Genomic DNA, 13,498 nt, shown 5'->3' on the forward strand with positions numbered 1-13,498 from the left:
GCAAACGCGGACCCGTTCACACTCAGCAACTTTCAGGGGCAACACCCATGCAGTTCATCAAGACCCATCCGGCCCGTATCTACGCCGTTGCGGTCGCCGCTCTGGCCCTGGTCGCCCACTACGTCCCCGAGCTGCCGAGCGCGCTCGTCCTCGGCCTGGTCGCCGCGGTGCTCGGTACCGGTGAGGCGGTGCAGCGCGCCGAGGACCGTAAGACCGCCGAGACCGCATCGGCCGGCGAGGGCGGCCCGCTCGACGAGCGCCAGGGCGACGACCAGGCCGACGCCGACGAGCTGTCCGCGTGAGCTATCGGCACGTCGCACTCATGGGCCGGGCGGGGGCAGGGAAGGACACCGCCGCCGCTCGGCTCGTGAGCCGGTACCAGTTCGTTCGGGTGGCGTTCGCGGACCCGCTCAAGGACTCCGCCCTAGGGCTGGACCCGATCGTTGGGGCCGAGAGCACGTCTTACGGCTCGCTCCCGATCCGGCTGTCTGACGTGGTGCGCCGGTACGGGTGGGACCGCGCGAAGAACAGCTATCCCGAGGTACGGCGCACCTTGCAGAACCTCGGCGAGACCGTCCGCACGGACGACCCGGATTTCTGGCTCCGTATGGCGCTGGACAAGGTGCGCACCGCCGACCGGAGGTCCCTGTCCGTCGTCGTCTCGGACGTGCGCTACGCCAACGAGGCGGACGCGCTGCGGTGCGCGGGGGCCCTCATGGTCCGCATCGAGCGGCCCGAGGCGACTGCCGGGGGCGAGGCCGCGCGGCACGTCTCCGAGCTGGACCTAGACGCGTACCCGGCGGACGTGACGATCCCGAACACAGGCACGGTCGCCGACCTTGACGCCCTGGTGGACGCGCTCGCGGTCCGCCGCTGACCAGCGGGTGACGGGGTGGTGAAAGTGCCCCCTGTCTTTCTTTCTCTCGGTTTTTTCTTGTTCACCAAAAAAGTAAGGCTATTTCGTCACCTCATCACCCCTCGCCCCGCTGGTCGCACCCAAGCACAGCAATACGAGAGGGAACCAATGCCCGGAGCTATCCGGACGATTCAGCGCGGGGGCTCACGGTGGTACGTGGACCCGGTAACCGCGATCAAATACCCGGGCGTGACAAGCGTGGTCGCCATGCTGCCCAAGCCTTTCCTTGTCTGGTGGGCTGCCCGGATGACCGCCGAAACCGCGGTTGCCAACCTTCCAGCTGTGGCGTCGATTGCCGAGCGGGACGCGACCGGGGCAATTGATTACCTGCGTAATGCTCACAGCCGCTATACCCGTCTGCGGGCGAAGGTCGGCAGTGATGCCCACGACCTCTTTGAGCGCATGATCCGAGGAGAGATGGTCGGGCGGGTTCATCCCGACCTAGAGCCGTACCGCGGAGGATTCGCCGAATTCCTTGACGTGGTGCGCCCCGAGTTGGTCCGCGCGGAAGACATTGCGTGGTCCGACTCGCACGAGTACGCGGGCAGCTTTGACGCGATCCTGCGGGTTCGGCTCGGCGAGGACGGAAAGCCCGACCACGTGTCCGGCGAGTGGCACACGCTGATTGTCGATTGGAAGACGAGCAAGAGCACGTATCCCGATGTGGCGTTGCAGATGAGCGCTTACGCGCACGCCGACAAGATCGTTGCCCCTGACGGGACTTCCGAGCCGATGCCGGCATTCGACGGGGCCGCCGTTCTCCACATTACCCCGGAAGGTTGGGCGTTCAAGCACGTTCGCATCGACCGCGAGGTTTTCGACACCTTCCTGACGCTGCGGCGCGTTTTCACGTGGGACCGAGAAACGTCTAAGTCCGTGATCGGCCGAGCAATCGCCGAGAGCGCCCGCCGACTCATCACCGGTACGCAGCGGCGCGCATAGGCAACAGCACTAGCGGGCGGAGTCGCATTCCAGCGGCCCGCCCTTTTTCATGCCCAAAACCAGGGGGATTCACAGCATGGCGCTGCGTATTTTCGAGACTGACCCGGACGCGATGCCGAAGGGCACGTTTTCTGATGACACCGTTGGCCGCTTCCACTCGGGCCGGTCCGTCAACGGCATCCCGGAAGCACTTCCGGAATGGAAGGTGACGACCGGTGACCCGGAGGTTGCCGCGGCTATTGCTCAGCTCATGGGCGGGCAGCCGGAAGAGACCGAATCGCCAAACGAAAACTTCATCGAGATCATGACCGCCGCGAAGCGCGTAAAGGTCGTCCTGTCTGGCTCGGGCGCGATTACGTCGGACATGAAGCTGTGGAACGGCAACGTTCTCATTCACCACTGTGACGGGGTGGAATTCCTTTCCCCGGAGTCGGATAAGGGAATTGAGTGTGGCTGCCCCCGGCTGATGGAGGACCGGAAGGCTAACGCCAAGTCCAAGCGTGGCCCGTCACCCTCGATTCAGGTCATGTTCCGGCTCGCCGAGGATTACGACCTTGGCCTTTTCCGTTTCCAGACTTCCTCTTGGAAGCTCGCCGAGATGTTGCACGAGATCAGTAACGCCCTGGACAAGGTGGGCGGCGAAGCTCTCGCAGATCTGTTCATTGAGCTGGTGGAGTATACGACCAAGAAGGGCCGGGATGTGTCCTACTTCAAGCCGGTTATCAAGGTTGTGAAGTCTTGGAACGATGCCGTGGCAGGCGCGTAATGGGAAAGCGCGGCGTGGTCACGGATTACAGCGGAGACGAAATCTATCGCGGGGACCTGGTGGCCTACGCGGCGCGGCAGGGAAACCGTGTACGAATGGCGGACGCCATCGTTGACAAGGTGACTGCGCGACTCGTTGACGGCCGTTTGCGCGCCATGCTGCGCGTCATGCCGACTGGTATGGAGTCCGGATTCACCAAGCGTCGTTCGCTCCGGAAGGAATGGATTTCCGCTGAACACGTCCGGCTGATCGTGCCGGATGTGGCCGGCGAACGCAGCTAACACGAGCGACCAGGCAAATGGGCCGGGCGACCGAAACGGGTTGTCCGGCCCTTTGCTGTGTGGGGGACGCATGACTCTAAAAATAACCGCCGAGTACGCACCACCACTCGGGGATGTGCGCGAACTTTCCGAGGGTGACGAACTGACTTTGTGCGACGGGTGGCGACAGCGCCCGGATTGGGTGCGCTATCTCTCTGCGGCAGCTCATGCCATGGGCCGTGGATGCACTGTCCGGCAGGGGGCCGACCTTGGCTAACCCGAACAAGGTCAGGGGTACCGCGTGGGAATCCGCGGTGCGCAACTTCCTTAACGCCTATTTGGACCTGGTGGACGACGAGGGGCTATTCCTGGACCCCTTCGACGGGCTGAACGTCCGCCGACCCGCACAAGAGGGCTCGCGGGATATCGGAGACGTCCACGCCGTGCCGTTCATCCTCGAATGCAAGGACGTGATGAACCCGGCTGTCCCGACGTGGCTACGACAAGCCACCGCGGAAGCCGTCAACGCGGGATTCCCGTACGGGGTCGTCGTGCACAAGCGGCGCGGGCTCGGCGTCCGTGCGGGACGTGTGCATTTTGACGTACGGACGTGGACCCGGACACGTACAGCCCTCGGCTTGTCCAGCCGACACATGGTCGAGCGGTACGGGTTCACGACCACCGTGCGCGGTCTCGACGCGGACCGCTGGTACCTGACGACGAACGTCGAACGGTTCGCCGCGCTGCTGTCCGACGTGCGGGCAGGGGTGAGCCGTCGTGCTGCTCTCTGATCTGCTCGCCCGGTTCGACCAGGTGGCGGACGAGCCGGACGGCGGGTACTCAGCACTGTGTCCAGGCCACGCAGACAGCCGGCCAAGTCTGCGCCTGTGGCGGGGCGAAGACCTGAAATTGCGGCTCACGTGCCGGGCGGGGTGCGAGACAGCCGACGTGATCCGCGCGGCTCGGCTGTCCTGGTCCGATCTATTCGACGTGTCCGGCCCCGGCAACACGGTCTCCGCCGAGCGTCCCGAGCTGGTGCCCGCGCGACTGGTCGCAGGTCTCGCCGCGTACATCGACCGCACGTCGGCAGCGCTCGGTAACTACGCGTCCGAGTGTGCCGGAAAGGCTCGGGCCTACCTCACCGACCGGTTCGGCCTCGATGTGGAGACCGCCGCGGAACTCGGTATCGGCGTGGACCCCGGCGACCAGGCCGAAGACTTCCCTTATCTCTCCCGGCAGTACCGCGCGCATCTCCGTGTGACGGTCCCGCTGTACGGATGGGACGGAGCCGCGCGAGGACTTCAGGGCCGGGACCTATCGGGCGACTGTCCGGCACGGTGGCTGTCCCTGGTCAACCCCCGCAAGCACCGGTGGAGCCCGTACGGCGTCTTTCGCGGGGCGGGCGGGTACGGCACGGTTCTGGTCTGCGAGGGACCAGGGGACGCGCTCACGGCCGTTGCGTGCGGCTATGACGCCGTGGCGATTCGCGGGGCTTCCCTCGCAGGTTCGCCCGAACTGGTTGCCGAGCTGGCCGAGGGTCTGCGAAGTTCGCTCGTCATCCTCGCCGGAGACAACGACGTAGCCGGGGCCGGGTTCTCCGCCCGCCTCGCCGCGGGTCTCGCCGAGCACGGCGTTACCGCGTTCGCGCTCGAACTGCCCCGCGTCGGGTGGGACTTGACCGATTGGCGCGAGGACGACCCCGAGCGGTTCGCGGCCGAGCTTCACCGCGCGGTCAAGGCTGCCCGACCCGCACTCGCACCTGCCGAAGCTCAAGAAGCAGCGCGGGCAACAGAGTTGGCGACCCGTACGGGTGCCGATTCGGTGTCCCGGGACCAGGGCAGCGAGGCCGCGCGCATCCTGTCGGACCTGGTGGGCCAGTACGGCGAGAGCGACGCAATGAACGCTCACGCGCTGGTCGCGTTCACCAACGGCACGATCCGGCACGCTTCGGGACTTGGGTTCTACACATGGAACGGCCGAATATGGGTCCGAAGTGACATGCGGGTCCGGCAGGAAATCCACCGCATGGGGGCCGCTCTCGTCCTTGCAGGCCAAAATCAGTTGGCGCGCGGGTTCACCATGACCAGCCGGATTGACGCACTGCTTACCGAGCTTTGCTCCGTGCCGAGCGTGTCCATTAAGGCCACGAATTTTGACGACCGCCCCGACCTGCTGAACTTCAAGAACGGGACCGTGGATCTCCGCACGGGTCTTATACGCCCGCACGACCAGGCCGACCTACTGACGTACGGGCTCGATATCAACTACGATCCCAACGCGACGTGCCCCCGATGGGAAGCATTCCTGGGCGAGATCTTCCCCGGCATGCCGGACATGCCCGCGTACATGCAACGGCTGGTCGGATACGGCATTACCGGACACACCACCGAACAGTCATTTGGTGTGCTATGGGGCAAGGGCGCCAACGGCAAGAGCGTGCTCGTGGAAACCCTTACATCGGTGTTCCGGGCGATTGCCCGAACGACCCCATTTAACACGTTCGAGGAACGCAAGAGCAGCGGCATCCCCAACGATATTGCGGCACTCCGCGGGGCACGACTCGTCATGGCATCCGAAGGCGAGTCCGGAAAGCCTATGTCTGAATCAATCCTTAAGCGAGTAACCGGTAAGGACATGATCTCAGCAAGATTCCTCCGACAGGAATTCTTCGAGTTCCGACCGTCGTTCCTGCTGCTGTTGGCGACCAACCATAAGCCGAAATTCAAGTCGCAGGACGAGGGCCTTTGGCGACGCGTCAAATTGATCCCGTTCAAGCGCTGGTTTTCCCCTGCGGAGCGAGACCCCGCGCTAGATAGAAAACTGCTCGCTGAGGCCGAGGGAATCGCCGCGTGGGCGGTGCGCGGGTCGGTGACCTGGTATCGCGAGGGACTGAGAGACCCGCAGGTCATCGTAGGTGCGTCACAGGAGTACCGCGAGACCTCGGACCCGCTCGCGGGTTTCCTGCCAGGCGTTCTCGCATGGGCCGACGACTTGGTGACCATGAGTGGAAACGATTGCTTCAACACGTATTTGCAATGGTGCGAGGAAGAGAACTTGCCCGGTAGGGAACGGTGGACGCGGCAGGCTTTTTATTCGGCCATGGAGGAACGCGGCGCCACTAAAAAGCGCACCAACAAGGGTATTTCCCTCGGTGGTTTGCGCCTTGCCGACGAGAGCCCCGAACAGACCGGCCCGGGAATCTTCGGCACGTAGCCCAAACACACGCGGGGCCGTTCACCTGGAACAGGGTGGGCGGCCCCCTTTTTTTGGCTTTCGGGGGAAAGTGTGATCGAACTACGGCATGACGTAGCCGGCGACCTGGTGACCGTCCATGTGCCCGAAACAACGGAAGACCTAGCCGAGTTCTGGAAATGGCTCTACCGTGCACGGGAGCGGGGCCCTGTCGCCATCGACACCGAGACCACAGGGTTGGACGTATTCAGCCCCGTGTTTCGGCTCCGCACAGTTCAGTTCGGCGACGCGTCCGACGCGTGGGTGATCCTGTACGAGCGGGGCGGATATCACGCCTCTTACGCCCGTGACGCGCTAATCCGGCTCCGGGGAATCCTGATTCACAACGCGTCGTTTGACTGGCTCGTCCTCGGACAGAGCGCGGGCATTTCGCTGGAAGACCTCGCGCCGTGGACGACAGACACCCGCATACTTGCGGCGCTCTGCGATCCGAGGCAGCCCCAAGAGGGTGGAACAGGAACCGCGCTCAAGCCCCTATCGGCGAAATGGGTGGACCCCGCGGCCCCGGATACTCAGGGCGGGCTTACCAAGGTTTTCAACTCACTCGGATTCACCAAAGAGACCGGATGGGCCGGAATCCCGCTGACCAATCCCACATTTTTGCTCTATGCCGGCCTCGACGTGGTCCTGACGGCTCGGCTCGCCCCGATGCTGCGGCGGGAACTCGCGCGCCTGGACGTGCGCCCCGAGCTGGTCACGTACGAGCACGAGATAGCGAGGCTCTGCGCGGTCATGCAGCGCACGGGGCTGCTGGTGGACCAGGACTACGCGGCCCCGCTCGCCCGCCGGCTCGCCGAGGAAGCCGAAAAGCACGGGGCCATTGCTGCCCGCTACGGGGTCACCTCGGTTGGCAGCCCCGCACAGGTAGCGGAAGCCCTCGCGGCCATGGGCGAGCCCCTGACCGACCGGACCAACGCGGGCGCGCTCAAGGTGGACAAGCACGTCCTGTTGCCCCTCGCGGACCTTGACCGAGACTGGCAGCGCATCGGGGCCCGCACGCCAAACCCGTTGGCCTACGCGGTACTTCGGGCCAAAAGGGCGGCGAAGTGGGGCGGGACGTACGCCGAACGGTTCATGACCAAGCTGTCCGCCGCGGGACGGCTGCACGCCACGATTTCGCCGCTCGCCGCGAGGACAGGCCGTATGTCCGTCACGGACGGGCTGCACCAGCTCCCGTCATCCGATCACGTGATCCGCCGCGCGATCCTCGCCGAGCCCGGACACGTCATGGTGTCCACGGATTTTCAAGCCGTGGAAATGCGGGTTCTGGCCGCCCTCGCCAAGGTGCGCCGTATGACCGAAGGTTTCGTCAACGGTGGCGACGAGTTCGACATTCACGCCTATACGGCGAAGCTCATCAAAGGCGGCAAGGCCACCCCGCGAGACAGAAAGGTATTCAAAGGCGCGGGATTCGGAAAGGTTTATGGGGGTGGTATTCAAACCATCGCGAGGCAGACCGGGGCTACCGAAGCGGAGATTGCGCAAGCGGTAGCCGCGTACGACCGAGCTTTCCCGGAGATCAAACGCGCGTCCTCGCGGTGGCAGCGGCAGGCTTACCAGAACGGCATGGTTTTCATCTCGGCGACCGGCCGCCGGCTCCCGCTGGATCGCGACCGAAGTTACGCCGTGGTCAACTACGCATGCCAATCAGCGGCACGGGATGTTCTTGGGCAAGCCATGCTGAATATCGAAGCAGCCGGATTGCTCGAATACTGTCGCCTCCCGATTCACGATGAGCTTTTGGCGTCGGTGCCGAAACGGGAAGCCGCGGATATCGCCCGAGAAATTGAGCGATGCATGACGATGGATCTCTATGGTGTGCCCATTGTGGCCCATGCCGAGATAGGCGGACGCTCATGGGGCTCGCTGTATGGGGCCGACTACTAGTCACAGTCCGTCCCGCCGACTGCTCTAACCGTTACGCACAGCATTCGCGGAAGGGCCTTTTACTTAGACCCACAAGAGGCCACGCGAGTTGCACGGCCGCGGGTTACGGCTGCGTCCCGCTCGGTGATCATTCTCCTCCCACAGGATGACGCCGCCGCATCTGATCGCGCTGCGCATACTGCGTCTGCTGTATGCCCGAGTCAACAGCGTGACGCTGCGCGACGCTTTATGTCAACACAGTGCGCAACCATGCCCGACCTGTTGGTCTATCACCCTAAATAATCAGTAATACACGCATTGCCGTTCGCTGTTGGCCTTTCTAAATTCGACGCCACGCAGCGATAAAGGCAATGCGCAAGCCCCGTCCTGCTAACCCGGGACGGGGCATTTCTATGCCCTTTTCTAATGCGCATTGACCAGGGCGACGGGCCCTTTGTGGACCCCGTGCGCTCCGTTCCGGGCAACCTCCGCTCCCCACAAGGAGCAGAGCCCCAACCAGCGGAGCGATGCCCCCATGACGTACCTGTCCACCAAAATTATTTCCGCCGCCAAGCAAAATGACATCGACGCGGTGAGCGCCGTAATAGCAGAAACGGAAAAGCTCGTCAGTCAGCGGGCCCACGGCTACGCGACGGGAGCCGGCCGAACAGATCACCACTTGGCCGAAGATCTCGCGCAAGCAGGGCGCATAACCGTCTGGAAGTGCCTTTCAACGTTCAAGGGCGAGACAGGCGCAAAGTTCATGGCCTACATAGAACGCGAACTGCACACCACAATGCGGGACCTCCGACAGCAGACCCTTAACCCCGGGGTCAGCGAACAGACCGCGAAGGATTTCGAACTTGCCCTGGCCCTCGCACTCGGCGACCCGTACGACGCGGTACGCGTCGCGACAACCGAGGAAATGGGACCGCGCAAGATGAGCCCCGGGCGGGCACATGCGGCGCTGCTCTCCTGGCTCGGCGTGGACTCTCTCGACCGCCCCCACGGTGTGGACGAGCACGGCGACGACATGACCATGGGGGACGTGGTGGCAGCAGTGGCGAGCGTCCCCGCCGATCTGCTCGACACGCGCGACTACGAGACCACCAGGTGCACGGTGATTCGAGACCAAGTCCACTGCGCGCTAGGTGCGTTGGGGGAACGGCAGCGTCACGTACTCAAGGCAAGCCACGGCATATCACCGGTTGCCGACTACAGCGAACGCCCGGATGTGGAACTTGCCGAGGACATGGGCGTCACCGTCAAGGCAGTGAAGGAAGCGCGCGCCAAGGGGCAGAAACGATTCTCCGAGCTGTACCGGGCGGGCGCACGCACATGGTGACCCTGACGACCAGCGACGGCGGAACCGTCGAAATCACGCAGTGCGGGGCCCTGGTGGACATCCACGTCCGGGGCGCCGAAGGGCGGACCGTCGCCACCGTGACCCGCCGGGCAGGCGAAGCTGCCGCGTTGCTGAACGGGTGGCGGACGCCTCGCGATCCCCAGACGGACGGCCGGTAGCAATCCGGGCAATCGACGCATGTGAGTCCGATCACGTGTTCAGGCCACTGGCCGGAAACGTGTGGTACACGTAGTTCCACAGTTCACAACTGCCTGAAAGATCAAAAAATATGCGCATGCCATATTCGAACCCACGTACTATTGTAGTCGAATGATCACACACCGCGTTCTGCATGTGCGGACCACCGTGATCGTGCCAGGGAGCACGATCGGCGACGGTTGGTCCCCTTGCCCCGAACTGCCCGAGACGTTCGGAGACGACCGCGTGCCCTGTGGCGTGCTCGGCCTACTCGTCGGCTCACATGCCGGCATCGCGTCCCGACTCCTGCGCGGACACCACGGGTTCCGGCTGCTCGCCCGCGATGGCCGCGGCAGCATCCGCGCGTTCGTCGAGTGGATTCGGGACGCGGACACGGGCCTATGGGAGCCGGTATCTGACCCGTGGACCGCCTGCACCCATGAGCAACCTGAGACGTGCGTGGGGTCTGACGCGCACTTACGTGCCCACTACCGCATAGCGGCATAAGCACACCAGTAACCCGCACGCAAGGAAGCGCACCATGCAAGACCCACGCCCCAAGTCACCGCGCATAGACCTGTACGTCGTAGTCGCCAGCACCATGGATGCCGCACCGATCTGGATATCACCGCGGGCAATCGGACTGGACATTCCCGACCCCGCCACCTGGACGGACGCCTACACCTGCGCAGAACTGCGACAAGCCATGCTGGCGCTCGGGGCTACCTTCATGCGACTGACAACACCGCAGGAAGCCCCGCGTTTCCGGGTCATCGCTCGCGGCCCCGGCGACCTCGTAGAGCACATGTACGGCATGGGCTGCTGGCAAACCAAGGGCAGTATCTGGGTGTCCAGCGGCGTTCCGTGGACCCGCTGCGACCGGCTCCGCGAGCCCCGCCACATCTGCCCGAACAACGTGCTCCCGCACGTGCTGTAGGCAACAAACAGCCCCGTCACTCTCTAACGAGTGGCGGGGCTCTTTGCGTGTTGGCGGGTCAGGCGCCGAACTCGCCCGCCTTGATGCCGGCGACGAACGCCGACCAGGCCGCCGCGTCGAACGCGAGGGCGGGGCCGTGCGGGTCCTTGCTGTCACGGACGGGGACGGCGCTCGGCACACCAACGCCCATTTCGATGCAGTCGCCGTTGCTCGCACCGCTGTAGCTGCTCTTGCGCCACGTCGTCACCCGCAGACGCGCATCGTCACTGGTCATCGCTGAAACTCCTCCGCCGTCATCTCCAACAGACTCATCGACTCGTCCGCCGACAGGGCATCTCCCAAGGCCAAAGCATATGCAGCCCGGCAGTCATCGACCACCCCCGGCTCGTCTAGCAACCGTCCCGTCCGCAGACCTTCGACGTACGCAACCCCGGGGTCATCTGAGAAGTCCAAGAGGACGAGCATGCTTTCCAACAACGCGTGCGCGCCCCGGTCGAAGGGGAGCACGTGAACTCGCACACGACCTCGGCGACCGAGATCGGCGATGTGTTGAAGCTGCTCCGCCATGACGGCCCTACTCCCCACTTGTCGGCGGATCACGGCTTCATCCAGCATGGCCCACACGATCGGCCCATCTGGCTCTCTGATCAGGCTGGCGCGCTGTATCCGGTCGTCCACAAGCTTTTCGATTGCACGGGGGTCGGGATTGGCGCTTCCTGCCCGATAGACGGCGCGGGCGTACTCCGTCGTTTGGAGAAGCCCCGGGACTAGCGTGATCCCGTGCAACCTGATAAGGGTGGCTTCCCCTTCCAGCTCAGCTGCCGCGTTGAAGTGGTCCGCGAAGCGCGACTCGACCAGGTCGCGACGCATCCGATAGAAGAGCCCGTCAGTCCCCAGCACCTCATCAAGTCGCCGCGCATCTTCCGCTCGGGGTCGTCGTCGCCCTGCCTCCCAATGGGCGATCATCTGGGCCGAGATAAAGATGCGCTCAGCCAGGCTTTCCTGCGTGAACCCCTTCGCCTCGCGACGTCGTGCCAGCTCCTTACCGTAGAACTCCTGTGGAGACAGCCCCGCATCTGCTGCCGCCGCCGTCGTGGCTGAGCTCACATCAACACCCTCTCCCTACACCGCTACTTGGAGAGCCGGACCCCCCTGTATGAGCCAAAGATACCGGCAACGCTGTAGGGGAACGATCACACTTGGTGATCACAGGCGCGGCGAGGGGTGCCGGCAATGGAACACGCGATGAGCATGAAGATCTACCGCAAGCGCCCCGGTGAGGATGCGCCTAGGGACTGTCGAGCGACGGTGGTCACCATCAACTCCGACGACGTGGACGCTCAGTGGCTCGATGATCAATACCCGTTCCGGTGGCCGGAGTGCCGGTGCCCCGACTGTCGCCGTGAGGGGAGCTGACTGTGGAGAAACCTAATCACTGGCCCCCCGCGCCCGAACCGGCAGACATGAAGTTGACCCAACTCGTTGCCAAAGTTGACCAGTTGGAGACCAGGGTGGGTCTCTGCGACGCGGACAGCGAGCACACAGCCGCCCCGGCACAGACGATCCCGGGCGCCCCTCACGTCCGCGTGAGTCTGATGGTGTGGAAACCGCTGGACCCCGAGGCCCCCGATGACACGACCCGCGGTTTGCCGCAGGTCCTACTGACCCGCGAGGGTGCGACCTCATGGCAGGTGCCGGGCGTCATCCTGCGCCCCGGCGAGCTGCTGTTATCCGCGGCAGCGCGGGCTGCGTACGCGGTCGGGCTGGAACTGCCGAACTACCAGCGCGTACTTGCCACCGACTTTCGCCCCGAGCGCATGACGTTGGTCGTGGACGGCGGGTGGGTCTCGGGTGTGGATGCGCGGATAGCGGACGGCGAACTGAGCCCGTGCCGTTGTCACGCCGTGCCGCACAGCAGGCGGTGGGCCGCCCGGACGGAACTGGGCGACGTGATGACGCGCGCCCTGTGTGCCGCGGTGACCATCCCGCCAGGGAAGGAGAGCCGCTGATGATCCCCTTGCCGCGCCGCTGGAAGACCCACACCCACGGATACGCCGCGTTCTGTCTTGGGGATGGTGACGAGTGCGAAGCCGAGGCGGACGAGAGGCTGACCATCGCCGAGGTAGACGTGTGGATGGCCACCCACCGAGCCCACAGCGGACACGCCCGTTTTCACGTATCCGCCTTCGGTACTGCTGACCTTTGCGAGGACCAACCGCCGCTCCGCCTGCCCACCGCCGCCCCCGCGTTGCGCCTTTTGGTAACCGCTGCGCTGACACAGATGAACCACTTGTGGACCCGCCACTACACACACGCCCTCGCACGCTTGAACAAGCAGGCGTCATGACAGGTAGGCAACTGATCCGGCAGGTGGTAGATGTGCGCCTAGCGCGTGCCGGGGACTGCATCACCCTCGGTGAGCTGGTGCGGACCATCCAAAAGGTGCGGCGGACTGAGACCGGGACCACGCTCGTACTCCGAGACGGGTCCGTGACCCTCCTGCACGGCGTGCGGATCACGGTGCAACGGGGTGGCAGTTGGCCGTGATGACGTTGCAGTGCACAGCCGTCGGCATCGCTAATGTCCCTGACGCCGGGACCGCTTATCTCTGCGAGTTGGGCGAGTTACACGATGATGACCATGCCTCTCTCGTCCACGACCTAGACCCCTGGGGTGCCGTTTACTACCGCTGGTCAGAGAGCGGCTACCGCTTCGAGGCCCATCGGTGGTGCGCAGTTGTCGGAGGGCCTGGCGAGCACGCGTGCTCCTTCTATGTGACCCACCGCGGCCCCCACCAGTGGGCAGTCACGGACCCCACCGATGAGGCTGCACGCGCCGCAGCCGAAGAGGAGTTGTTCGAGCGGTGGCCGCACCTGTTTCAGCGTAAGCCGGCATCGGACTAGCGCCCGCCCCCGCCATCTTCCGATCACCCCCGCAGTGTTCATGGGGCGTGGATGACCCCGAGTGTGACGCGATTACGGCGACTACCCACTAGCCCCCGTCCGGCCGCCCTTTG

The 13,498-nt window shown here is 64.5% G+C and carries 18 protein-coding genes; 16 read left to right on the top strand and 2 right to left on the bottom strand.

From position 1 onward, the window contains the following. Positions 1 to 47 precede the first annotated feature (47 nt). The 11 genes from FHS42_RS07730 (at position 48) to FHS42_RS07780 (ending at position 10,482) form a co-directional block, all read left to right on the top strand. Entirely contained in the window at positions 48 to 302 is a 255-nt protein-coding gene (locus FHS42_RS07730; RefSeq protein ID WP_184570186.1) for a hypothetical protein, read from the top strand. After that, positions 299 to 877, top strand: coding sequence for a deoxynucleotide monophosphate kinase family protein (locus FHS42_RS07735; RefSeq protein ID WP_221476221.1), 579 nt, complete (start codon positions 299 to 301; stop codon positions 875 to 877). The genes FHS42_RS07730 and FHS42_RS07735 overlap by 4 nt, the downstream gene beginning before the upstream one ends. 195 nt (positions 878 to 1,072) lie before the next feature. Continuing rightward, positions 1,073 to 1,858: a hypothetical protein gene (locus FHS42_RS07740; RefSeq protein ID WP_312866767.1), complete on the top strand. Its 786-nt coding sequence runs from the start codon at positions 1,073 to 1,075 to the stop codon at positions 1,856 to 1,858. A 76-nt stretch (positions 1,859 to 1,934) separates the two neighbouring features. Continuing rightward, on the top strand, positions 1,935 to 2,624 hold the full coding sequence (locus tag FHS42_RS07745) for a recombination directionality factor (protein ID WP_184570190.1): 690 nt from the start codon (positions 1,935 to 1,937) through the stop codon (positions 2,622 to 2,624). Between the two features lie 14 nt (positions 2,625 to 2,638). After that, positions 2,639 to 2,905, top strand: a complete 267-nt coding sequence (locus FHS42_RS07750; protein WP_221476222.1) for a hypothetical protein — start codon at positions 2,639 to 2,641, stop codon at positions 2,903 to 2,905. Between the two features lie 248 nt (positions 2,906 to 3,153). Further along, a complete protein-coding gene (locus FHS42_RS07755) occupies positions 3,154 to 3,675 on the top strand; it encodes a hypothetical protein (protein WP_184570194.1) in 522 nt (173 codons plus the stop codon). Beyond that, complete coding sequence (locus FHS42_RS07760; RefSeq protein WP_184570196.1) at positions 3,662 to 6,097, top strand: phage/plasmid primase, P4 family; 2,436 nt, start codon at positions 3,662 to 3,664, stop codon at positions 6,095 to 6,097. The genes FHS42_RS07755 and FHS42_RS07760 overlap by 14 nt, the downstream gene beginning before the upstream one ends. A 72-nt stretch (positions 6,098 to 6,169) precedes the next feature. Further along, positions 6,170 to 8,023: a DNA polymerase gene (locus FHS42_RS07765; RefSeq protein WP_184570198.1), complete on the top strand. Its 1,854-nt coding sequence runs from the start codon at positions 6,170 to 6,172 to the stop codon at positions 8,021 to 8,023. Positions 8,024 to 8,537: 514 nt separating this feature from the next. Further along, positions 8,538 to 9,347 carry a sigma-70 family RNA polymerase sigma factor gene (locus FHS42_RS07770; protein ID WP_184570200.1) on the top strand — a complete coding sequence of 270 codons (810 nt, stop codon included), beginning with the start codon at positions 8,538 to 8,540 and terminating at the stop codon, positions 9,345 to 9,347. A 330-nt stretch (positions 9,348 to 9,677) separates the two neighbouring features. Then, a complete protein-coding gene (locus FHS42_RS07775) occupies positions 9,678 to 10,052 on the top strand; it encodes a hypothetical protein (protein WP_184570202.1) in 375 nt (124 codons plus the stop codon). Positions 10,053 to 10,086: 34 nt separating this feature from the next. Beyond that, a complete protein-coding gene (locus tag FHS42_RS07780; protein ID WP_184570204.1) occupies positions 10,087 to 10,482 on the top strand; it encodes a hypothetical protein in 396 nt (131 codons plus the stop codon). Between the two features lie 58 nt (positions 10,483 to 10,540). Here FHS42_RS07780 and FHS42_RS07785 read toward each other — a convergent pair whose 3' ends face one another. Together FHS42_RS07785 and FHS42_RS07790 are read right to left on the bottom strand one after the other, a co-directional pair. Next, entirely contained in the window at positions 10,541 to 10,756 is a 216-nt protein-coding gene (locus FHS42_RS07785; protein ID WP_184570206.1) for a DUF397 domain-containing protein, read from the bottom strand. Then, positions 10,753 to 11,589, bottom strand: coding sequence for a helix-turn-helix domain-containing protein (locus FHS42_RS07790; protein WP_312866768.1), 837 nt, complete (start codon positions 11,587 to 11,589; stop codon positions 10,753 to 10,755). The genes FHS42_RS07785 and FHS42_RS07790 overlap by 4 nt, the downstream gene beginning before the upstream one ends. A 138-nt stretch (positions 11,590 to 11,727) precedes the next feature. On the opposite strand from FHS42_RS07790, the gene FHS42_RS07795 reads away from it, so the two are divergent. The 5 genes from FHS42_RS07795 to FHS42_RS07815 are packed head-to-tail and all read left to right on the top strand — an operon-like array spanning position 11,728 to position 13,385. Continuing rightward, entirely contained in the window at positions 11,728 to 11,898 is a 171-nt protein-coding gene (locus FHS42_RS07795) for a hypothetical protein (protein WP_184570208.1), read from the top strand. 47 nt (positions 11,899 to 11,945) lie between these two features. Next, positions 11,946 to 12,491 carry a hypothetical protein gene (locus FHS42_RS07800; protein ID WP_184570210.1) on the top strand — a complete coding sequence of 182 codons (546 nt, stop codon included), beginning with the start codon at positions 11,946 to 11,948 and terminating at the stop codon, positions 12,489 to 12,491. Further along, positions 12,491 to 12,829, top strand: coding sequence for a hypothetical protein (locus FHS42_RS07805; protein WP_184570212.1), 339 nt, complete (start codon positions 12,491 to 12,493; stop codon positions 12,827 to 12,829). Before FHS42_RS07800 ends, FHS42_RS07805 begins: the two co-directional genes overlap by 1 nt. Continuing rightward, positions 12,826 to 13,029 (top strand): hypothetical protein, encoded by a 204-nt coding sequence (locus FHS42_RS07810; RefSeq protein WP_184570214.1) that lies wholly within the window; start codon positions 12,826 to 12,828, stop codon positions 13,027 to 13,029. The genes FHS42_RS07805 and FHS42_RS07810 overlap by 4 nt, the downstream gene beginning before the upstream one ends. Next, the gene (locus FHS42_RS07815) at positions 13,026 to 13,385 is read left to right on the top strand and encodes a hypothetical protein (RefSeq protein ID WP_184570216.1); all 360 of its coding nucleotides are present in this window, start codon (positions 13,026 to 13,028) and stop codon (positions 13,383 to 13,385) included. The genes FHS42_RS07810 and FHS42_RS07815 overlap by 4 nt, the downstream gene beginning before the upstream one ends. Positions 13,386 to 13,498: the final 113 nt, after the last annotated feature.

Source organism: Streptomyces zagrosensis, from assembly GCF_014203645.1.
Taxonomy (GTDB): Bacteria; Actinomycetota; Actinomycetes; order Streptomycetales; family Streptomycetaceae; genus Streptomyces; species Streptomyces zagrosensis.